Source organism: Acinetobacter sp. Tr-809, assembly GCF_011753255.1.
Lineage (GTDB): Bacteria > Pseudomonadota > Gammaproteobacteria > Pseudomonadales > Moraxellaceae > Acinetobacter.
The window spans coordinates 513,059-533,384 of record NZ_VWVZ01000002.1 but is presented as its reverse complement, the minus strand read 5'-3'; the positions used below and the strand labels follow the sequence as shown (position 1 = coordinate 533,384).

The following is a 20,326-nucleotide window of genomic DNA, read 5'->3' as shown; positions in this document are numbered from 1 at the left end:
TACTTAATTTGTTCCTCAATTACTTTAAGTCATTCGAGTTTGAAGTCTCTGTATCTTGAGAGTTTTTAATTTGAATATCAAGCTCTACATGACCTGTTTCAACATTTATATGTTGAGTTTCACCTTGTGCCAATACAACTTCTGTTGGTAATCCATATAAGCGGCTTTTTTCATAGTTATCACGTGCATGTTTTAACAATACAACAATGACGGCTGCCACAGGTAAAGCAATCAACATACCGAGGAAACCACCCAACTGCGCGCCTGCCAATACAGCAAAAACAACCGCTACTGGAGATAAACCAATTTTATCTCCTAGTAAGAATGGCTGAAGAATATACCCCTCAACCATTTGCCCGATCATAAATACAACACCAACCAGAAGCAGCTGCGTCCAATCTAACCCAAACTGGAATAGTGTTGCGATCACCGCAGCAATAATCCCGACACCAAAACCTAAATAAGGAATAATACTTGCCAAGCCCGCAATCATACCAATGATTAAACCAACTTCTAAACCAATCAGTTGTAATCCAACAGCATAAACAATACCTAATAAAAGCATCACCAAGAATTGACCTTTGACAAAGGCACCCAACACGCTATGACATTCACGGACAATTCTTAAAGTTGAAGCTTCATAAGGGCGTGGAATTAAACGTCTAAAACTTTCCAGCATTCTTTCCCAGTCAAGCAGGAAGTAGAAAGAGATAATTGGAATAAGGATGACTACCCCGCCAATTTGAATAAAGTTCAACCCAGATTGGGCAACTCTTAATGCCATCGTTTGAATGCTATCCGCACTGTAGTTAGTCTGAATATAATCCATCAATGCTTTGGTAATCTGCTCCGTATCAATTTCCATTGGCACAACATTAAAGGTATGAGAGACCCAAGGTAAGAAAGTTGCATTAACCCAATGAATACCAGCAGGAATGCTATCCCGCGCATACATCAATTGTTTCCAAATCAGCGGCACTAGAAACCATAAAACCATGGTCAAAGTCACACCAATGCCAATAAACACGATACTAATTGCTAACCAACGCGGTAGTTTTATTTTAACAAGAACATCGACAAGTGGACTGAACAAGTAGGCGATAAAAAAAGCACCGACAAAAGGAATTACAATGGGTTTCAATAAATAGAGCACCCAAAGAAGTAATGCGAGCCCAGCGAGGATAAAGATACGACGTAGTACCTGATCTTGCATAAAATCTAGCCTTTTTTCGTGTAATCGTTATAAATGGGAAAAAATTTTAATTAAAGATAGCATTTTCGAGCATAAATAACATAAGAGTTTCGTATATTCAGGTTATAATCTGCCGCCACTGCGGAGACTTCACTATGAGCAACTCAACTTCTACCCCAAATACTGGTTTAAGCTATAAAGATGCTGGCGTCGACATTGAAGCGGGCGACGCACTAGTCGATCGTATCAAATCTGTCGCTAAACGCACCACTCGTCCTGAAGTTATGGGCGGTCTTGGTGGTTTTGGTGCACTATGCAAAATCCCAAAAGGTTATGAAGAGCCTGTATTAGTTTCAGGAACAGATGGCGTAGGTACCAAATTACGTCTAGCGTTAAACCTCAATCGCCATGACACTATCGGTCAAGATCTGGTTGCAATGTGCGTGAACGACTTACTCGTTTGTGGTGCAGAACCATTATTCTTCCTTGACTATTATGCTACGGGTCATTTGAATGTTGATGTTGCTGCAGATGTAGTGACAGGTATTGGTAAGGGTTGTGAACTTGCTGGTTGTGCATTAGTTGGCGGTGAAACTGCTGAAATGCCAGGCATGTATGAAGGTGAAGATTACGATCTAGCTGGTTTCGCAGTTGGTGTGGTTGAGCACAGCAAAATTATTGATGGGACTAAAGTAAAGTCTGGTGACGTACTTCTTGGTGTTGCGTCAAGTGGTGCCCACTCAAATGGTTACTCATTACTGCGTAAAATCTTAGATGTTAAGAATGTAGACTTAACTCAAATCGTCGATGGTCGCCCACTTGCAGACGTCGCGATGGAACCAACACGTATTTATGTAAAACCAGTATTAGAACTTTGCAAACAAGTTGATGTCCATGCCATGGCTCACATCACTGGCGGTGGTTTACCTGGTAACTTACCACGTGTACTTCCGAATGGCGCACAAGCGGTTATTGATGAATCTAGCTGGGAATGGTCTGAGTTATTCCAATTGCTACAACGTGAAGGCAATGTAGAACGCTTTGAAATGTATCGTACATTTAACTGTGGCGTTGGTATGGTGATTGCAGTTGATGCAAGTGAAGCAGACAAAGCCATTGACCTCTTAAATGCCCAAGGCGAAAAAGCATGGAAAATTGGTTATATCCAAGAAAATGCTGAATCAGTTGAAGGTGCAGACGAAAAAATTCGTGTGATCTTTGCATAATGAGAATTGCTGTCCTTGTCTCTGGCAACGGTAGCAACTTACAAGCCCTGATAGATGCAAATCTGTCGGGGCAAATCATTGGTGTACTCTCAAATAAAGCTGATGCCTACGCATTGCGACGTGCCGAGGATACCAATATTGCGACCGCTGTTATTTCTCATAAAGATTACCCTAGTCGAGAAAGCTTTGACGACGCTATGCATCAACAATTGTTAGCATGGCAAGTAGATCTAGTTATTCTGGCTGGGTTCATGCGAATTTTAACACCAAGTTTTGTTAGCAAATGGCAAGGCAAAATGTTAAACATTCACCCATCTCTCCTGCCTTTCTATAAAGGTATTAATACACATCAACGAGTATTAAATACAGGAGATCGTTTGCATGGCTGTACAGTTCATTTTGTCACCGCCGAACTCGATGCAGGACAAAGCATTGCCCAATCGGCAATTCAAGTTGGTTTGCATGATTCTGTAACTAGCTTGGCGCAACGTGTGCATGAACTTGAGCATTTTATCTATCCTCAAGTTGCACAATGGTTTTGTACAGGTCAATTAACTTGGCAAAACGGTCAAGCCTATTTCAATCAGAAACCTTTAGAACGGCCAATTCAGTTTGCACAATTCTAAAAATAAAACGCATCTAAGGATGCGTTTTTCATTAATTTAAACAACTAAACTTTTAATTTTTTCTACTGTTTCCATCGGATGCTCTAACGGAAACATATGTCCACCATCCATAATAGAGAAAGGAATACCTAATTTCTTTTTCGCCACCTGCGGAAACTTTTCCTTTAAGAAAATACTGTCACGACCTACAACCAAATGCACCGGTACTGGTGGTTTTGGCATTGGCAGCCACCACATGGATGGCGTGGTTCTAAACATTGCCACTTCATCATCTTTAGGTATGGTGAGTGTTACACCACCATTTTGTGGATCATCAGTCAAAGCATGATCAATATAGGCTTGGAAACAATCTCTATCAAAGTATTGATAAAAACCTCTGGAACCTAATAACTCAGCAGCTTGTTCACGCGACTCCCAATGATCACGACGACGTACTGACAAACCAGCTGGGGTAATCTTGTCCACGAGTTTAGGCTTAAAGATTTTAGCAAGATGAAAAACAAAAGAAGCCTTACCAATGATCAAAGGTGGGTCCAACATGATGACTTGTGAAAATAAGTCTGGACGACGATAAGCAGCCATCAGTGTTAATACTGAACCCAATGAATGCCCCAAGCCAATCACTTTACGCCCTTGTGCTTGCTGCACAATGCTATCAATAATCTGATCGACCAAATGCGTCCAGCCGTGGGTAATTGGATAGCGTTTATCGTTTCCAATTTCTGCCACATAAATAATGTCGTATTGATCTTTTAATTGATCAAACAGCTTTTGATAAACTTTAGATGGAACGCCATTGGCATGGGCAAAATGAATCAAAGGTTTCATAAGCTTGTCTTTTATTTTCACTGATTGGTCAATTATCCTACTCTACATAGGTATTGCAAATTAAAAGGATAACTGTCCAGTTATTTTTAGAATAAAAAAAAGGGTTGTGATCAACACAACCCCTTTTTGAAATATTATTGTATTTTCGCGTTCTGCTGAGTTTCTAGTTGTGCTGCAAGCGAACTACTAATACCTGCTCCAAGCTGTGCCCCCATACGTCCCAAGATAGACTCCAACGGATTGCGTTGCACCGTATAGTCCACTTTTTGTTCAATTTTTAGATCACGCATCAACGTCGTCAGACTGCCATTACGATCAGCCACACCTAAAGCAACCGCTTGCTCACCTGTCCAGAATAGACCTGAGAAAATAGCAGGGTCGTTTGACTTCAAACGCTTACCACGACCTTCTTTCACTGCATTAATAAAGTGAGTATGCACATTATCAAGTACTGACTGCACGTGTTGTTTCTGTGCTGGATCAAGCGGTTTGGTCATACTTAAAATATCTTTATTGCTACCCGCAGTAAGCGTACGGTCTTCAATACCTAATTTTTGAGCTAAGCCACTTAGGCCATAATTCGGCATGATCACACCAATTGAACCCACTAGGCTTGATGGGTTCACAATAATTTCATCCGCTGCAGAAGCAATATAGTACGCACCTGATGCACCCATATCACCAATCACCGCATAAACTTTTTTATCTGGATGCTGTTTTTTCAGATAACGGATTTCTTGCCAGATTTCATCAGACTGTACTGGTGAACCACCTGGTGAATTAATATTCAAAGCGATTGCCTTACTTCCACTCGCCTCAAATGCACGTTTTAAAGCTTTGTTGGTATCTTCACTATTCACTGTAGACTGTCCTGCAGATGAATCGATAGTGCCCACAATATCAACCACAGCCAAGTGATTACTACTAATACTTGTGGTTGATTTATCTGATGAGGTGGTACAGCTCTTGGTCATTGCCAATAATACAATCAGCAAATATGCAAAGCCCAAACATTTGAAGAAAATACCCCAACGACGGCTACGGCGTTGTTCTTCAACAGAAGCAAGAACAGCTTTTTCTAAAATCTGCCATTCTTTGCCTGTTACATTATTACTATTTGTAGATTCATTTTGTGGTTTTGGTGGCCAATCGGACATAAGATTCCAATCCAATATATTTTAAAGTGGCTTTATTATATACGTGGATTTGGGCAAAACTGTTTAAATAACTTGTCTTAACTTATAATTATTTTTTGCTTTATACTTCCCTTTGTAATTTTTTCTAATTATTGATACATGACTCAGCCTAAATCAAGCAGCACAAGTTACCGTCTTATTCAGTTTGTTAGTCGCCAACCAATTCAATTAGGGCGCTTCTTTGCACGTATGGTTGCGGCCTTGGTCACTACCCTTCCGCTTTCCAAGCTTTCCAAAACGATTAGTTTAAATATACAAATCGCGTTTCCAGCAATGGATCAGCAACATAGACAACAACTCACCAAACAAGCTATTCGAAATGAACTGATTTCTTATTTTGAGTTTTTCAGTATTTGGGGCTCAACAGATGCGAAAAACATTCAGAGAATCCACAATATTCACGGTGAGCATTATTTCCATGAAGCTTTAGCAGAAAAAAAAGGCGTAGTCTTGATAATACCTCATTTGGGGACTTGGGAAGTGATGAATGCATGGTTAGCGCAACATACGCAAATGACCATTTTATACAAACCTGTCAAAAATCCTGATGCTGATCGTTTTGTTCGTGATGCACGTAGCCGCAATCAGGCAAATTTAGTCCCTACCGATGAAAGTGGGGTACGACAGATTTTTAAAGTATTAAAACAAGGTGGTACTACTGTTATTCTTCCAGACCATACCCCAGATCATGGTGGAGATATGGTCGATTATTTCGGTATTCCGCTGGCATCGAGTAGTCTCAGTGCCAAGCTCATCCAAAAAACCAAAGCTCGAGCTTTATTATTTTATGCTATCAGAAATAATCAAGATGGTTTTGATATGTATATCGAACCGATCAATCCTGAAATCTATGAAGGTAATGCTGAAGATGGAACCCTGATTGTTCACCAAACTTTGGAACAGCTAATTCGACGCTACCCAGAACATTATCACTGGAGCTACAAACGTTTTCGTGCAAATCCCGCTTTAAAGAAAATTTATGATATTGATGAAAAAGAAGCACTCGCAAAAGTTGCTGAAATTCGTCTACAAACGCAACAAAAAGAGAATACTTAGGCTATTCTCTTCTCAACCACTTCAATTGTTGTCTCTGTTGTTTTAACGCTACGGTGTCATGCTCAAACACAAAACTCAGACTGCCTGTCTGCGCGGTGTTCAGCAAAGGAATATTTAAAGCTCGAAGACGACTTTGTAATTCTTGGCTTGGATGACCATAACGATTCTCAAACCCAGCTGAGGCAATCGCTAGTTTAGGTTTTAATACTGCTAAAAAATCATATGCAGAACTATTTTTGCTTCCATGATGACCAAGTACCAAAACATCTACTTTTAAATCAGGATATTGCTGTAATAGCTTATATTCAGTTTCCCAACCCGCATCGCCCATAATCAGAAAGTTTTGATAAGGTTGAGCATTGAGGAATTGTAGATATACCACGCAGGATTGCTCATTTTTCTGATGTTTTGTAAGCGCTAAACCATCCAGATCGGGTGATAGAATTTGTATTTTTAGATTTGAATAAGACCAATTTTGCCCTTGCTGACATAATGAAAAATTATCTTTGAAAGGCATTGTATCGCTACGTTCATTAGATTGAACCTGAGTAATATCAAACGCATTTTGAATGGAAGGAAATGCACCGCTATGGTCTTGATCTAAATGGGACAAAATGACGTGATCCAATGTACGGATGCCTTGCTGCCTTAAGAAGGGAATCACCACCCGCTCACCTAAATTAAATTTGGCTTCATCATAAGAGCCGCCTGTATCGAACATTAAAATCTGCTGCGGATGCTGTAAAAAGATCGATTGCCCTTGCCCTACATCAAGGATATTCAAGATGGTAGGCTGGGTTTTTACTCCTAACACGATTGGCAATAAACAAATCCCAGCCCACATCTTTGGGATTGTTCCTCTAGGCATAAATAGAATGATCAGACCTAATATTAAACTCAGTATCATCACAGGGGTAAAACTGACGCCATATAAGTCTGGAGAAATCGGCTTTAAGCTATTTAGCATCCACATCAATACAGATAATAGTCTGTCATTGAATTGAAAAAGCACTTGTCCACACACAGGAATAATTAACCAAACACATGCTGCGATGATATTCAAAGGTACAATCACCCCACTCAATAATGGAATTGCAATAAGATTGCCCAATGGTGCAAGCCATGAAACTTGCTGGAAGAAAATTAAAATCAAAGGTAATAGAGCAACAAAAATCTTCCATTGTGATTCAATTAAAATTTTTGCACCAAAGATCATATGTTGAGCAGTGGTCAACATATGATCTTTTGGAAGTTGCGCTAAAGTTTGATAAATCCTCAGCAAAATAAAACACGCTCCATAAGATAGCCAAAATGCAGCGGATAGAATGCTAAATGGATCATAGATGAGTAACAAACTGGCACTATAAACCAAGAGTGATAAGGGTTGAATCGACTGACGAAATAATAGAAAAAGACTCGCAATAATGACGGTTAATAACGTCCTTATCGCTGGAATTTCGAAACCAACAAAGACGACATAAAGCAATACACTGAGTACAAAGGGAAATAACAGTAATATCTGTCGCGGTTGCCATAAATATAATTTTGGGCAGTAACGTTGCAGCATACTTTTCAATAACCATGTCAGCAGCAACGCAAAAATCAGCACATGGGGACCTGAAATCGCCAATAGATGTGAAATTCCCAACTGCTGAAATTGCTGCTTTAAACGACTCGATAAAAGACTTTCATCCCCTGTCAGCAATGCGAGAAGTAGCCCTTTATGTTGAAATTCCGAAGCTTGAAACATGTTTCGAAATGACAGTCGCATAGTCTCAATTTTTAATAAGAATCTTGCTTGAAGCCTTTGTTGCTGCTTGAGATGCTGCTGATAACCTAGGCGATAGATTTCATCACGACTTAGAGGCTGAATATGCCTTACTGAAAATGCCGACATCACATTCTGCTGTAAGAACCATTTTTCTTGATCAAATACACCTGCGACTGCATAACTATGTGCAGGTTTGATAGCTCCATCAATTCGATAATAGTGACCTAATTGTAGTCGCTCAGCGGGTTGCCCCAATTCCACTTGAATTTTTCTTTCATAGAACACCCAATTGACAGGCGGAGTATGTCGATTGAGTACCTCGGCAATTTGTTTTTGTCCTGCATCGCTTAATTCATCTATTTTTTTAATATAAACAATTGCTTCAAATGGCTGCGTTTCTACCTCTCTAAGCTTCAACCGTTGTTCTAAGGCTGTATCAGCATAATGAAAGCCAGTACAAAATAACGCCCAACTAACACTGATTAAAATAAGCGCTTTATAAATAGGATTATTGGAATATAGTCGTTTGTCATAAAACCCATAAGCAAAGACTGCAATTGCTAGAACTAACCACATCCACCATGTGGTAGCCACAAAAGGAAGGTCCACCCCCATAAAGGCAATCCCAGCAATCCAACCCAATAAAGTAATTTTTAACATTTTACTAAATTAATTTTTTAATTATTCTAAAGACAAAATTAAAGCCCGTTTTCAGGGCTTTAACAAGAGCTTATTTAAAATATTTATTATTGATCAAGCCATAAGCCATCTTGCATATGCAAAATAGAGTCAGCCGACTGTGCCAATTGCTCATCATGCGTCACAATTAACATCGCCATGTTCAGCTCTTTTTTCAAATCTGTCAGTAATTCGAAAATACTGAGCGCTGTTTTACGATCTAAATTACCAGTCGGCTCATCTGCTAAAACAACTGCAGGCCGAGTCACCAACGCACGTGCCAATGCCACACGCTGACGCTCACCACCAGACAGTTCACCTGGCTTATGATCCATACGATGCGATAAACCAACACGATCCAGTAAGTATTCCACCTGTTTTTTCACATCTTTGAAATTGCTTTCACCACGAATCATTAGCGGCATTGCCACATTTTCAAGTGCGGAAAACTCAGGCAGTAAATGATGGAACTGGTAAACAAAACCTAAATACTGGTTACGTTTATAGCCACGTTCAGCTTCACCTAAATTATCAAACCGCTGTCCTTGTAAAAACACTTGCCCTTGTGAAGGTTGCTCTAAACCGCCCAACGCATGCAGTAGTGTACTTTTACCCGAACCACTTGAACCGACAATCGAGACAAACTCACCTGCTTTTACTTGAAGTGATAAACCTTTAATCACTTCAACTTTGCTTCTACCATCATCAAAATGTTTGTAGATATCTTTTGCTTCTAAGACAATCTTACTCATAACGTAACGCCTCAGCAGGTTGAACTTTCGCTGCACGCAATGCAGGGTAAACTGTTGCCAAGAAACTCAATAACAAAGATACCGTTACAATCACAACTACATCTTGCCATCTGAGATATGAAGGCAAGTAATGAACAAAGTAAGCATCAAACAGATTCAAACCTAAGACTGTATTAAACCAAGAAATGATATCGCTGATCGTAAGTGCCAGCGTAACACCTAAAATCGTACCTGCAATGGTCCCAATTACGCCAATTACAGTTCCTTGTACCATGAAAATTTTGGTAATCATCGAAGGCGAAGCACCCAAGGTACGAAGGATTGCAATATCAGACTTTTTATCGGTCACCACCATGACTAATGAGGAAACGATATTAAATGCAGCTACGACAATAATCAGCACCAGTAATAAGCCAACTAAGGTTTTTTCCATTTGAATCGCGTTAAACAAATTACCATGGGTATAAGTCCAGTTCGATGCATAGAAATTACTTGGCAACTGGCTGACAATATCATTAGCCACTTTTGGCGCAGCAAAAATATCATCCAATTTCAAACGTACACCTTGCGCACCATCAGGTAAGCGCAACAAAGTAGAAGCATCATTTAGGGCGATATAACCCACCATTGAATCCACTTCTGCACCGACACTGAAAATACCGACGATTTTAAAACGTTTAAAACGCGGTACTACACCCGCTGGAGAAGGTGTTGCCTCAGGTAACACTAAAGTCACATTATCATTTAAGCCCAAGCCTAGTGCATCGGTCATGTCCTTACCTAGAACAATACCAAATTCACCTTTCTTCAAAGCATTTAGATCACCTGAGACCATGTGATTTTGGATGATTGAGACCTTCTTTTCATATTCAGGTTCAATACCTGTCACCATAATACCAGCGACTTGACCCTGTGCAGTTAACATCCCTTGCAATTGGGTAAATGGTGCAACCCCAGTGACATGTGGATGGTGTTCAACTTTTTTTACAAGCTCAGGCCAATCTGTTAGAATTTGAGTAGAAGAAACAGTGGCTTGTGGAACCATTCCTAGAACACGAGTTTTTAATTCGCGATCAAAACCATTCATGACAGATAACACTGTAATGAGGACAGCAACGCCAAGGGTTAAACCAATCATGGAAACCAAGGCGATAAAAGAAATAAAATGATTACTCCGCCTAGCACGAGTGTATCTCAACCCTATATACAGCGAAATTGGCTTAAACATACCATCTAGTCCGAGGTGATTTATTATGGAAAATTCACAACATCATCTTGTTGACGACAACACTGAACGTCGAGTGATGTCTCGTATTGATGCCGTGTTGAGAATCAACTATCAAATCATTCCAGATGATGTTGCGCTGAATGATCCTTATGACTCTCATTTCGTATTACCGCGCTATTTTCTACTACTTGCAGAATTAGATCAATTTGATCACGCGTTTCGCTACGAATTAGAACAATTAAATGAAAAAGATCAACAAATTGCTCGCATCTTATCCCTTTTTAACCAGAAATTGAATCTGATTACGGGCTCTTTTTACGACAATATCGTGCAATCTTTGTTGCCCGTTCCAGAACAAGTGAATTTTTCGGAAAATGGTTTAAGCTTTTATAGTTCACAAGATATTATTGAAGGCACTTATATCCATATTACCCTGAGCCACCCAGAGAATTTCTTCCATATCGCGGCCACAGCGCAAGTGGCACATAGTACGGCAGATGAACAAGGCAAGTTCCGTATTGGCGCCTATTTCATTACCTTGAACCCACAAGATCGAGCCAAATTAGCAGCCAGCGTTCAGCAAAGCCAGCAAACAGAAAGTACTTAATTCACACACTTTCATTATACTTTTAAACGGCGATATGCTCTTAAGTCTCTAAAGAAATAAAGTAGTAAGCCAAATAAAATAATACTCGCACCAATAAATACCTGAGCAGACAATTGTTCATGATTCAGGTATGCCCCAATCAAGATCGCCAGCATCGGTGTCATAACCGTTGTTAATGATAATGTGGTTGCCTTGAGATTTTGAACCAATTTAAAGTAGCAAAACATGGCGATCAGCGACGCCATAACAATAGTATAGGTTAAAGCCAATAGTGATTTAGCAGATGGGATATGAGTGGGTGCATATTGCCAAATCCAAGGTAACAACATACTTGCCAATATCGTTGAAACTAAAATTGAACCTGTCGCTTGTGCCATAACAGGTAAATCAGCATTAATCTTTTTCACCAGAAAAATTGATAGAGAGTATGAAAAAACACTGATCAGCATTAAAACAATACCCAACGGTTGTACGTGTTTCTGACTACCACTGAGGCAGATCATCGCTAATCCGACAATCGATGTCGCCATACCCAACCACTGTAAACCAGCCAGTTTTTGCTGGAAGCCAAATCTACCAATTAGGCCAGCCATAATAGGCGCCAAACCAAACATTAACGCAATCAATCCAGAACTAAGATAAGCAGTTGCCGCGTAAGTAAAGATTTGTGAACCGATTAGACTTAATGAGCCTGCAGCGTAACTTAATAATGCAATTATATGGGTTGGGAATTTTACTTTTAACAGCAACAAAACTGTGGCAGCCAAAGGTAAGGCAATAAAGAAACGAATCAACAGTGCCCACATGGGATGTAAATCAGAAACACTCCACACAATGGCTAATGGCGTGGTTGCCCATATGAATACCAATAATCCATAAGTGAACATTAAGTTAATGCGAGATGGCATACTAAACTCAAGAAGCTGTTTTACGTTTCTGTTTTAAAATGGTCTGATCGAGTGAACTTGAAAACTCTCGCTTGTCTCGTTCTGAGATCGGAGGAGGTCCGCCAGTTTGCACACCTGCACCACGTAAAGTATCCATAAAATCTCGCAAATGCAGACGCGCTTTCACATTTGCAGTAGTATAGATCTCACCACGTGGATGAATCGCAATACCACCTTTTTCAATCACTTGTGCTGCAAGAGGAATATCTTGTGTAATGACAATATCATTCTCTTGCATACGATCAACAATTTCTTGATCAGCTTGATCGGCCCCACTCATCACTTGAATGGAGTTAATCCTCATTGACGGTGTAATACCAACATTCTGATTGGCAACAAAAGTAACTTCGAGTTGATAACGATCAGATGCTCGCAGAATCACATCACGTAAAATTTTAGGCAAAGCATCAGCATCCACCCACAATTTAAATGGCAGCACGTTAGCAAAAGCTCATGAAAAGAAAAATATAGTGTAACAGATTACGGTAAAAGTAGAATGAAGATCCTTCATGCAATCAGAGCAGTTGTTTCTTTTTATCTTGTCCGAACAGCATATTGATATTACACGCTAAAAAATAAATTAATTTGTAGAGAATTACAGATTCAGACTTGAAAAATACCAGTTACCCTCGATTTAATAGGGTAAGTTCAATCTTTTTAGCATTACGCTTTATGAAAAATCAAAACAGTCCAGAAATCATTAAAATTCAAGATCAAAATTTCGGTAATCATGTCGAGCATTGGAACTTATTGACAGATACTCCCGAAACGGATGTTCCCAAATGGTTAGGATTGGCTCTTGATGCACCAGTAATGCCGATGGGTCTTTGTCAGGATGAACATGAAATGGATCAATCATTCTGGTTGATTCAAGGTCCGAGTGGCGAAGCTGTTTCGATTAATCAAATTATTGCGGTTGAAGATCAAAAACCACGCGCATTAAAAACTGCATTTCCAAGTTTTGAAAGCCCTTATAAATATGATGCGCAAATCGAGCGAATTATTACCTGCGATTCTTCGACTCAAGCAGTATTACGTTTAAATTTAAATAAAAATACCATTATTTATGCCTTCGATAATTTATTCAGCGTAAATAGTTGCCAATATGACAAAAATCACACCTATCAAGTTCAATTTAATGCTTGGGCATATGAATTAGAAACTGTTTCGGCCGATGAAAAAATCATTGTTGATGATCCCGCTTCAATAAAACACCACCGTGCATTAAATGCAATTTTGACAGAACATAATGGTGTCGCCCCAGATAATTTACAGGAATTGATTAATGACTGGCAGCCAAAAACTCCTGAAGATCAAGAACCTGTTACAGTCGACTTTTCTAAAATGGTGGCTTACTTATTTGGTGAGACATTAGGCCAAGAAGATGAAGCTTGGTTCCAAGGTAATATCGTAGGTAAAACGTCAATGCAGTTTATGCAGGACGAATATACCCTTTATGATGTGACGCTGGTATTAGAAGATGATTTGCCTGCAATCCTGATTCGTATTGCAACTAAAAATGAATTGTATAAAAACTTTAACATTGGCCAATATATTCGCGGTAACCTATGGATTCAGGCGAATATTTATGCTAAAACTGCACTTAAGTGACAAAAAATCACATAAATGGCATTTTTAGGCGTTCTAATGAAAATTATACCAGAACAAACGACCACCAGTCTGATTCATTCGAGTGATCAAGGTCTTAAACTTGATGTTGGTGCTTTTTGCTTTTTTTTACTTGGTATGTTTTTAGCAGCACTCATGTTTCATCGAATTGGCTTTTTTTAAACTTTTTGACCACTACCCTATTCACAAATAAAAGCCCTCAATGTTGAGGGCTTTTATTTTAGCAACACTCTATTGCTTAACCATGACGTTTCGCAAACTCATCCATAAAGCTCACCAATGCTTGAACCCCTTCCAATGGTACAGCATTGTAAATACTTGCACGCATACCACCAACTGAGCGATGACCTGCTAAGTTTAACAAATGGTTTTGCTCTGCTTCTTTTAAGAAGGTTTTTTCAAGCGCTTCATCTGCCAAAGTGAATGGAACGTTCATCATTGAACGGTTTGGAATGGCAATTGGGTTGTTATAAAAATCGCTTGAATCAATATAACCATAAAGCAGTTTTGCTTTCTCTTGATTCACTTTATAGATCGCATCTACCCCACCCTGCTCAAGCAACCACTCAAATACCAGACCAGATAAATACCACGCATAAGTCGCAGGAGTATTCACCATTGATCCATTTTTAGCCTGATCTGCATATTTTAAGATGCTTGGAATTTCAGGTTTCGCTTGATCCAACAAATCATCACGAATAATGACAATGGTTAAACCTGCTGGGCCAATATTCTTTTGCGCACCCGCATAGATCAGACCAAACTTGCTGACATCTAAAGGTGCAGACAGGATACTAGATGAATAATCACAGACTAAAGGTGCATCCACTTCTGGAATGCTCGCAAATTGCAACCCACCAATAGTTTCATTATCAGCATAATGCACATAAGCAGCATCATTAGAAAGGTTCCAAGTACTTTGTGCTGTGATGCCATGCTTACCATCAATTAAAGTACCTGCTTTAACCACATTAATGTCGCCATAGCGCTTTGCTTCTTTTAGCGCTTTCTCAGACCAAATACCTGTATCGATATAATCGGCCTTGTTATTTTTACCCAATAAATTCAGGGGGATCGCTGAAAATTGTAGCGATGCACCACCTTGTAAAAATAAGACTTTATAGTTCTCAGGAATGTTCATGAGCTTACGTAAATCAGCTTCAGCCTTCTCTGCCACAGCCACATAGTCATTGCTACGATGACTCATTTCCATGATCGACAGACCTTTGCCTTGCCAATTCAACAATTCTTGTTGAGCTTTTTCTAAAACGGCAGTAGGTAATGCAGCAGGACCAGCGCAGAAATTATAAGCACGCATGAGTTTTCCCTTGTTAAAGTGGAACAAATTGGAATGGGAATTTAACCATAGATTGGCGAAGCTTGCAGCAGCTTATCCAGTAAATATTTCAATTTGATTGAGAAAATAGTACTAATTTTTCCATCATGCCTTTGTCATTACATTTATTTTAAGCGTCAATGCAAAGGTCTATTTTCTGATTTAATCAACCCGAATTTCACCAGTTTTAATTAGATTAAAAACTCTACTTTTTACAATTTCACTACACCAATCCTAGAGATATAACTATTTAATTAAAAACATATTATTTTAATTTTATAAAAAGAATTTAGACTAACTCAGGATATTATTAAATTGCGACCTACCCTAATGTTGAGACGACATGATCGACCGATTTTTCAGGTCAAACGGTTTCCTAAAAAGTTAAGCTTGAGCATAAGCTTAATTAGCTGTGCTCTATTTTCAACGGTACTATCTGCACAGACATTAAGTTATAGCCAAGCTGAACAATATGTTGTGGAAAATGCTTACGGGACACAAGCACAACAAGCTTTACAGCAAGCCTCACAGCTTGAAATGGAAGCCGTGAAGCATTTAGGTTTACCACGTATTGACTTAAATGCTCGTGCTTACTCATTTCATAGTGAAACCAGCGTACCTTTGGAATCGAGTAAACGTCGACTCGAAAACTCCCTCACGCGGGGCTTTGATGATAAATTGTCGCAATGGGGCAATGTGCTTCCTCCAGAAGTCATTGATCAAGTCAGCCAAGGTTTTGATCAAACTGTACAAGAAGGTTTAAATCAGGTTCCCAATAATCTGGATGTCACGGTGAAAGACCATGATGTGCGCACTTCAATTTCAATGGTAATGCCACTCTATACTGGCGGTAAAATTAACAGTGCCAAACAGATTGCAACGATTCAAGCACAACGCTCAAATATCAGCGAAAAACAACAACAAGATTCGCAACGCTTTGAAATGATCCAATCCTATTTTAATGTGCAATTACAACAACAGTTACTCAATGCCAGCCTGTTTAATTTAAATGCAATGCAAGAACACTATAACAATGCACTTAAATTAGAGAAGCAAGGTTTTATTAATAAAGGCCAACGGATGCAATTTGAAGTGGCGCGCAATAATGCAGAACGCACCTATCAAAATGCTCAGTCGAATCTGCAAGCGAGCCAGTTTAGTCTAAAAAACCTATTACAGACTAAAGAAGGCTTAAACCTCACCACCCCACTATTTGTGAATAATGCACAAAATCATTCTTTGGATAAACTACTTGCAAATTATGATCAAAACTCCAGTTTGATTAAAAAGCTGCAAATGGATACCCAACTTGCCAATGAAAATGTCAAAGTTCAACAATCTGCGAAGAAACCAAGTGTTTTTGCCTTTGGTGAATATGGGTTGGACAATAAAGAGAATTGGATTGTGGGCGTGATGGCGAAATACAATTTATTCTCAGGTATTGATAACAACAAAAATATCCGTGCTGCCGAACTGAAAAAATACGCTGCTGAGCTCATGACCGAACGCACCAAGCAAGAAGTCGAAAATGTGCTGTACAAATCATATAGCGAATTAAACGCGTCTCAGACCAGCCACCAACTACTGACCCAAAACACCAAAGCCGCACAAGAAAACTTACGCATCCAACAGCTTTCATTTAAAGAAGGTATGGGCACAGCGACTCAAGTGATTGATGCACAAAATGCATTCAGTGCATTAAGAAGTGAGATGGCGATAAATTCATATAAATACATCTTATCTTTAGCCACTTTATTACAAAGCTATGGTTCGATTGATGAGTTCAAGCTTTATGTTAATCAACCACGTACAGACTATATCCGTTAATTGGAGAAATTTATGAGCCAAGATCAATCATCATCCAATTCAGAACGCGGTACAGATCAAGTGGACAATAAGACTGAGACCCAAGCTTCTGAATCATCTCAAGTGCAATTCACCCCTACAGAAAAAGTAGAACAGCCGAGACCTGAGACCTCAAATCAACAATTGCCTCCTACAGAGCCCGCAAAAAAAGGTAAGGCAAAAATCATCGGCTTAATTATTTTAATTTTGCTTTTAGGTCTGATTGCCTTTGGTTTATGGAAAGCCTATCAGCCGCAAGCCATTGAATTACAAGGTCGGGTTGAGTCAGAAACCGTACATATCAGCACCAAAGTACCGAGCCGTATTGAAGAGTTTTATGTATCTGAAGGTCAGCCTGTTAAAAAAGGTCAGGCCTTAGTTCGTTTTGTCAGTCCTGAGTTAGAGGCTAAAAAAGAACAGGCACAAGCCGCTTTACAAAGTGCAACCGCTTTTCATTCGACCGTGTATCGTGGTGCACAACAAGAAAATATCGATACGCTCTATGCCAATTGGCAAGCAATGAAAACCCAAGCTGAATTAGCAGCAACAACCTACAAGCGTGGTGAAACCTTATTTCAACAAGGCGTGATTTCTCGCCAACGTCGTGATGAAATGCTGGCAGCACAAACCTCTGCACGTGAAACAGCAGAGGCATCGTACCAACAATATGCGCGTGCCAAACGAGGTAGTACTGAACAGCAAAAATCAACTGCCGATGCACAAGTTGCGATGGCGCAAGCTGCAGTGAAAGAAGCCAATGCCTTAACTGAAGAAACTAAACTCTATTCACCAACAGATGGAACAGTATCTAAGACCTATGGCAAACCGACCGAACTGGTTGCAACAGCTGTTCCTGTGGTCAGTATTATCGAAGACCATGATTTGTGGGTCAGCTTAAATGTCCGCGAAGACATGTATAGCTCTGTTTATAAAATGAAAACGATTGAAGGGTTTATCCCTGCACTGAACCGTAAAGAAACTTTCAAAGTCAAAAATATTGATGCTGAAGGTGACTTTGCGACAATTAAAACTACGCGTCAAACAGGCGGTTATGATATTCGTAGTTTCAAATTTCACCTTGTACCAGAACAAAGCATTCCAGATTTAAAAGTTGGCATGAGTGTGTTGTTTAAAATTGAAGAGGCAAAATAAGCGATGTTTGCAGTGATGCTGCGGGAATTGCGCTATTTAAAACGCCATAAAGTGGATTTGTTTATGGCGGTCATTGCCCCTTTGTTGGTAATTTTGCTATTTGGCAGTATGTTTTCCGCTGGTAAAGCGGAACATTTACCCATTGTCGTGATTGACCAAGATCAAAGTGAGATGAGCCGTAAAGTGATTCATGCGCTCAGCATCAATCATACCTTAAAAGTAAAAACTATTACTGCCAGCCAAGATGAAGCCGAACGACTCATCAATAAAACCGATGCTTGGGGGTTCGTAATGATCCCTGAGGGGGCTGAGCAACGCCTGGTCAAAGCCCAAGATGCACAGATCAGTATTGCCTATAACCAGTCTTTTTTTAGTATTGGTAATACCATTTCTTCTGCGATGTTGATTAGCACCTTAAATGGAATGGCCGATTATATGGGGCAAAGCTATTTAGCCAATACTATTCCCTATTTAGATATGCCAACACCGCATATCAAGATCTCACCCCTATATAACCCAAGCATGAGTTATGAACTGTTTCTAGAACCTTTTATGGTGCCAGCAGTCTTACATTTATTACTATGTTGCTGTGTGGCTTTTGCCATCGGTCAAGAGTTTAAACGCAAAACTGTCGGTGAATGGGTCCAATCAAAACAAATAATTTCCAGCCTGTTGGGTAAAATCCTGCTCTATGTCTTTATTTTCTGCGCCTGGACTTGGTGCTGGATGTTCTGGCTGGCACATATTCGTGGTTACTTTATCGCAGGTTCACTTACACTGATTCTTGTTGCACAGTTTCTGCTGTATTTTGCCTATGCCGTGATTAGCAGCACTGTGGTTTTGGCAACACAGAATTTACCCAAGACCTTTGGTTTTATTGCACTCTACGGTGGATCATCGCCAAGCTTTTCTGGGATTACCCTGCCTTTGAATAATGCACCCGCATTTACTCAATTCTGGTCAATGATTATTCCCTACACCCCTTATGCCAAACTACAAACCGAGCAATGGATTATTGGCAGTGATCTGTATGTTTCACTGGTTCCATTTGGGATATTGTTGATCTTTGCAGGTTTATTCTTTACTTTGAGCGTACGTCTGTTAAAGAAAAATACTCAGGAGCTATGCTCATGAAAGCATTTTTCGGCTATTACCTACAGACCTTTAAAAACATTTTTGCCAATAGCTCGGTGTTTACCACACTCATTGCCGCGATCTTGCTCTATAGCTTTTTCTATCCAACTGCCTATAAAGCACAAACCGCTGAAGATATTCCGATTGTGATTGTGGATGAAGAGCAGAGCATTTTGACCTCAAAAATCATTAGCCAAGCATCCAATAGTCCTCACATCAAAATCACCACCGTGACAGATAACTTTCTCGAAGCACAACGCATGGTGAAAAACCAGCAAGCTGAAGGTATTTTGCTACTTCCTGAAAACCTGACCAATAGCTTAAAACGCGGTGAAATGGGCGGCATTGGGCTGTATTTGAGCACCGCCTATTTCATCCGAACCAAAGAGGTGGGGGTTGGTTTAGCTGGCTCTATTGAATACACCCTGAAAGAGCATCTCGAAAAGTTTGGCAGTGCCTCTGCGTTTGAGCCAGAACTTTCGATCCATCAAATTCCATTGTTTAACACGATGTCTGGTTATGGCAGCTACATCTTCCCTGCTGTGGCCAGTTTGATTATTCATCAGACTATTCTGCTCGGCTTGGCGATGCTCATTGCCAGTTACCGTGAACAAGGATGGGTGGCAAAACCCGTAGAGTTCTGGGCCACTTTTGCAGCCATCTTTACCACAGGTTGTTTAGGCTGCCTGTATCTATTTGGCTTTACCTTCTGGCTATATGAATATCCCCATGGTGGCAATTTTTGGGGCATGCTGCTTGCCGTGCCGATCTATGTCAGCTGCGTGATTGGCTTGGGTATGTTGGTGGGTTCACTGGTTGATATGCCAGAGCGAGTTGGTCATTTGATTGTAGTGACTTCTGTGCCTTTGTTCTTGCTGACAGGTACCGCATGGCCTCATGAGGCCATGCCGCATTGGATGCAATACTTTGCATGGACATTACCTTCCACCCATGGTGTACAAATGTTTGTTCAACTCAATCAGATGGGTGTACCAACATCAATTGTTGTACCGAAGCTAATTTATCTTGCGACAGTCGCTGCAATATTATTGGCAATTTCTTATTATCGCTTGGTCATGATGAAACCAATAAAAAAGGAAGCTAATTAGCTTCCTTTTTTACG

At 39.9% G+C, this 20,326-nt stretch carries 19 protein-coding genes; 10 read left to right on the top strand and 9 right to left on the bottom strand.

The genetic code is table 11. The features are described 5' to 3' along the window. Window positions 1-19 precede the first annotated feature (19 nt). Entirely contained in the window at window positions 20-1,213 is a 1,194-nt protein-coding gene (gene cxpE, locus F3J02_RS06490) for a chloramphenicol efflux transporter CxpE (protein WP_167248223.1), read from the bottom strand. 134 nt (window positions 1,214-1,347) lie between these two features. Between cxpE and purM the strand changes: the two genes are divergently transcribed. Together purM and purN are read left to right on the top strand one after the other, a co-directional pair. Next, window positions 1,348-2,418 carry a phosphoribosylformylglycinamidine cyclo-ligase gene (purM, locus tag F3J02_RS06485; protein WP_004805639.1) on the top strand — a complete coding sequence of 357 codons (1,071 nt, stop codon included), beginning with the start codon at window positions 1,348-1,350 and terminating at the stop codon, window positions 2,416-2,418. Further along, on the top strand, window positions 2,415-3,044 hold the full coding sequence (purN, locus tag F3J02_RS06480; protein WP_251111497.1) for a phosphoribosylglycinamide formyltransferase: 630 nt from the start codon (window positions 2,415-2,417) through the stop codon (window positions 3,042-3,044). Before purM ends, purN begins: the two co-directional genes overlap by 4 nt. 36 nt (window positions 3,045-3,080) lie before the next feature. Here the strand turns inward: purN and F3J02_RS06475 are convergent, their stop codons facing one another. Both F3J02_RS06475 and sppA read right to left on the bottom strand, forming a co-directional pair. Then, the gene (locus F3J02_RS06475; protein ID WP_167248221.1) at window positions 3,081-3,872 is read right to left on the bottom strand and encodes an alpha/beta fold hydrolase; all 792 of its coding nucleotides are present in this window, start codon (window positions 3,870-3,872) and stop codon (window positions 3,081-3,083) included. A gap of 134 nt (window positions 3,873-4,006) precedes the next feature. Beyond that, window positions 4,007-5,029 (bottom strand): signal peptide peptidase SppA, encoded by a 1,023-nt coding sequence (sppA, locus tag F3J02_RS06470; RefSeq protein ID WP_167248220.1) that lies wholly within the window; start codon window positions 5,027-5,029, stop codon window positions 4,007-4,009. 138 nt (window positions 5,030-5,167) lie between these two features. Here sppA and F3J02_RS06465 point away from each other — a divergent pair, with 138 nt between their 5' ends. Further along, on the top strand, window positions 5,168-6,124 hold the full coding sequence (locus F3J02_RS06465) for a lysophospholipid acyltransferase family protein (protein ID WP_167248219.1): 957 nt from the start codon (window positions 5,168-5,170) through the stop codon (window positions 6,122-6,124). A gap of 1 nt (window position 6,125) precedes the next feature. On the opposite strand, the gene F3J02_RS06460 is transcribed toward F3J02_RS06465, so the two are convergent. From F3J02_RS06460 to F3J02_RS06450, 3 genes are all read right to left on the bottom strand, one after another. Further along, entirely contained in the window at window positions 6,126-8,555 is a 2,430-nt protein-coding gene (locus tag F3J02_RS06460) for a DNA internalization-related competence protein ComEC/Rec2 (protein WP_167248218.1), read from the bottom strand. 86 nt (window positions 8,556-8,641) lie between these two features. Then, a complete protein-coding gene (gene lolD / locus F3J02_RS06455; RefSeq protein WP_005151761.1) occupies window positions 8,642-9,325 on the bottom strand; it encodes a lipoprotein-releasing ABC transporter ATP-binding protein LolD in 684 nt (227 codons plus the stop codon). Beyond that, a complete protein-coding gene (locus F3J02_RS06450) occupies window positions 9,318-10,553 on the bottom strand; it encodes a lipoprotein-releasing ABC transporter permease subunit (protein WP_005211449.1) in 1,236 nt (411 codons plus the stop codon). Before F3J02_RS06450 ends, lolD begins: the two co-directional genes overlap by 8 nt. 25 nt (window positions 10,554-10,578) lie before the next feature. Between F3J02_RS06450 and F3J02_RS06445 the strand changes: the two genes are divergently transcribed. Next, window positions 10,579-11,160, top strand: coding sequence for a PilZ domain-containing protein (locus tag F3J02_RS06445; protein WP_167248217.1), 582 nt, complete (start codon window positions 10,579-10,581; stop codon window positions 11,158-11,160). 14 nt (window positions 11,161-11,174) lie between these two features. Here F3J02_RS06445 and F3J02_RS06440 read toward each other — a convergent pair whose 3' ends face one another. Together F3J02_RS06440 and F3J02_RS06435 are read right to left on the bottom strand one after the other, a co-directional pair. Then, on the bottom strand, window positions 11,175-12,068 hold the full coding sequence (locus F3J02_RS06440) for a DMT family transporter (protein WP_167248216.1): 894 nt from the start codon (window positions 12,066-12,068) through the stop codon (window positions 11,175-11,177). Between the two features lie 7 nt (window positions 12,069-12,075). Next, window positions 12,076-12,546, bottom strand: coding sequence for a YaiI/YqxD family protein (locus F3J02_RS06435; protein ID WP_167248215.1), 471 nt, complete (start codon window positions 12,544-12,546; stop codon window positions 12,076-12,078). A gap of 233 nt (window positions 12,547-12,779) precedes the next feature. Here F3J02_RS06435 and F3J02_RS06430 point away from each other — a divergent pair, with 233 nt between their 5' ends. Then, the gene (locus tag F3J02_RS06430) at window positions 12,780-13,718 is read left to right on the top strand and encodes a hypothetical protein (RefSeq protein WP_167248214.1); all 939 of its coding nucleotides are present in this window, start codon (window positions 12,780-12,782) and stop codon (window positions 13,716-13,718) included. A gap of 36 nt (window positions 13,719-13,754) precedes the next feature. After that, window positions 13,755-13,898 carry a hypothetical protein gene (locus F3J02_RS06425; RefSeq protein WP_004654651.1) on the top strand — a complete coding sequence of 48 codons (144 nt, stop codon included), beginning with the start codon at window positions 13,755-13,757 and terminating at the stop codon, window positions 13,896-13,898. Window positions 13,899-13,974: 76 nt separating this feature from the next. Here F3J02_RS06425 and serC read toward each other — a convergent pair whose 3' ends face one another. After that, window positions 13,975-15,054 (bottom strand): 3-phosphoserine/phosphohydroxythreonine transaminase, encoded by a 1,080-nt coding sequence (gene serC / locus F3J02_RS06420; RefSeq protein ID WP_167248213.1) that lies wholly within the window; start codon window positions 15,052-15,054, stop codon window positions 13,975-13,977. A 348-nt stretch (window positions 15,055-15,402) separates the two neighbouring features. Here serC and F3J02_RS06415 point away from each other — a divergent pair, with 348 nt between their 5' ends. From F3J02_RS06415 to F3J02_RS06400, 4 genes are read left to right on the top strand one after another with little or no spacing between them, the layout of a single operon-like run. Continuing rightward, window positions 15,403-16,899 (top strand): TolC family protein, encoded by a 1,497-nt coding sequence (locus tag F3J02_RS06415; RefSeq protein WP_167248212.1) that lies wholly within the window; start codon window positions 15,403-15,405, stop codon window positions 16,897-16,899. Window positions 16,900-16,911: 12 nt separating this feature from the next. Continuing rightward, window positions 16,912-18,069, top strand: coding sequence for an HlyD family secretion protein (locus tag F3J02_RS06410; RefSeq protein WP_167248211.1), 1,158 nt, complete (start codon window positions 16,912-16,914; stop codon window positions 18,067-18,069). A gap of 3 nt (window positions 18,070-18,072) precedes the next feature. Beyond that, window positions 18,073-19,203: an ABC transporter permease gene (locus F3J02_RS06405; RefSeq protein ID WP_167248210.1), complete on the top strand. Its 1,131-nt coding sequence runs from the start codon at window positions 18,073-18,075 to the stop codon at window positions 19,201-19,203. Next, a complete protein-coding gene (locus tag F3J02_RS06400) occupies window positions 19,200-20,312 on the top strand; it encodes an ABC transporter permease (protein WP_167248209.1) in 1,113 nt (370 codons plus the stop codon). The genes F3J02_RS06405 and F3J02_RS06400 overlap by 4 nt, the downstream gene beginning before the upstream one ends. Window positions 20,313-20,326: the final 14 nt, after the last annotated feature.

Bases quoted from the DNA above. Each gene is read 5' to 3' on its own strand.
- F3J02_RS06445 (WP_167248217.1), top strand. From the start codon at position 10,579: ATGGAAAATTCACAACATCATCTTGTTGACGACAACACTGAACGTCGA.
- purM (WP_004805639.1), top strand. From the start codon at position 1,348: ATGAGCAACTCAACTTCTACCCCAAATACTGGTTTAAGCTATAAAGAT.
- F3J02_RS06440 (WP_167248216.1), bottom strand. From the start codon at position 12,068: ATGCCATCTCGCATTAACTTAATGTTCACTTATGGATTATTGGTATTC.
- F3J02_RS06400 (WP_167248209.1), top strand. From the start codon at position 19,200: ATGAAAGCATTTTTCGGCTATTACCTACAGACCTTTAAAAACATTTTT.
- F3J02_RS06405 (WP_167248210.1), top strand. From the start codon at position 18,073: ATGTTTGCAGTGATGCTGCGGGAATTGCGCTATTTAAAACGCCATAAA.
- lolD (WP_005151761.1), bottom strand. From the start codon at position 9,325: ATGAGTAAGATTGTCTTAGAAGCAAAAGATATCTACAAACATTTTGAT.
- F3J02_RS06450 (WP_005211449.1), bottom strand. From the start codon at position 10,553: ATGTTTAAGCCAATTTCGCTGTATATAGGGTTGAGATACACTCGTGCT.
- serC (WP_167248213.1), bottom strand. From the start codon at position 15,054: ATGCGTGCTTATAATTTCTGCGCTGGTCCTGCTGCATTACCTACTGCC.
- F3J02_RS06430 (WP_167248214.1), top strand. From the start codon at position 12,780: ATGAAAAATCAAAACAGTCCAGAAATCATTAAAATTCAAGATCAAAAT.
- F3J02_RS06410 (WP_167248211.1), top strand. From the start codon at position 16,912: ATGAGCCAAGATCAATCATCATCCAATTCAGAACGCGGTACAGATCAA.
- F3J02_RS06475 (WP_167248221.1), bottom strand. From the start codon at position 3,872: ATGAAACCTTTGATTCATTTTGCCCATGCCAATGGCGTTCCATCTAAA.
- F3J02_RS06465 (WP_167248219.1), top strand. From the start codon at position 5,168: ATGACTCAGCCTAAATCAAGCAGCACAAGTTACCGTCTTATTCAGTTT.
- F3J02_RS06425 (WP_004654651.1), top strand. From the start codon at position 13,755: ATGAAAATTATACCAGAACAAACGACCACCAGTCTGATTCATTCGAGT.
- F3J02_RS06415 (WP_167248212.1), top strand. From the start codon at position 15,403: ATGTTGAGACGACATGATCGACCGATTTTTCAGGTCAAACGGTTTCCT.
- sppA (WP_167248220.1), bottom strand. From the start codon at position 5,029: ATGTCCGATTGGCCACCAAAACCACAAAATGAATCTACAAATAGTAAT.
- F3J02_RS06460 (WP_167248218.1), bottom strand. From the start codon at position 8,555: ATGTTAAAAATTACTTTATTGGGTTGGATTGCTGGGATTGCCTTTATG.
- cxpE (WP_167248223.1), bottom strand. From the start codon at position 1,213: ATGCAAGATCAGGTACTACGTCGTATCTTTATCCTCGCTGGGCTCGCA.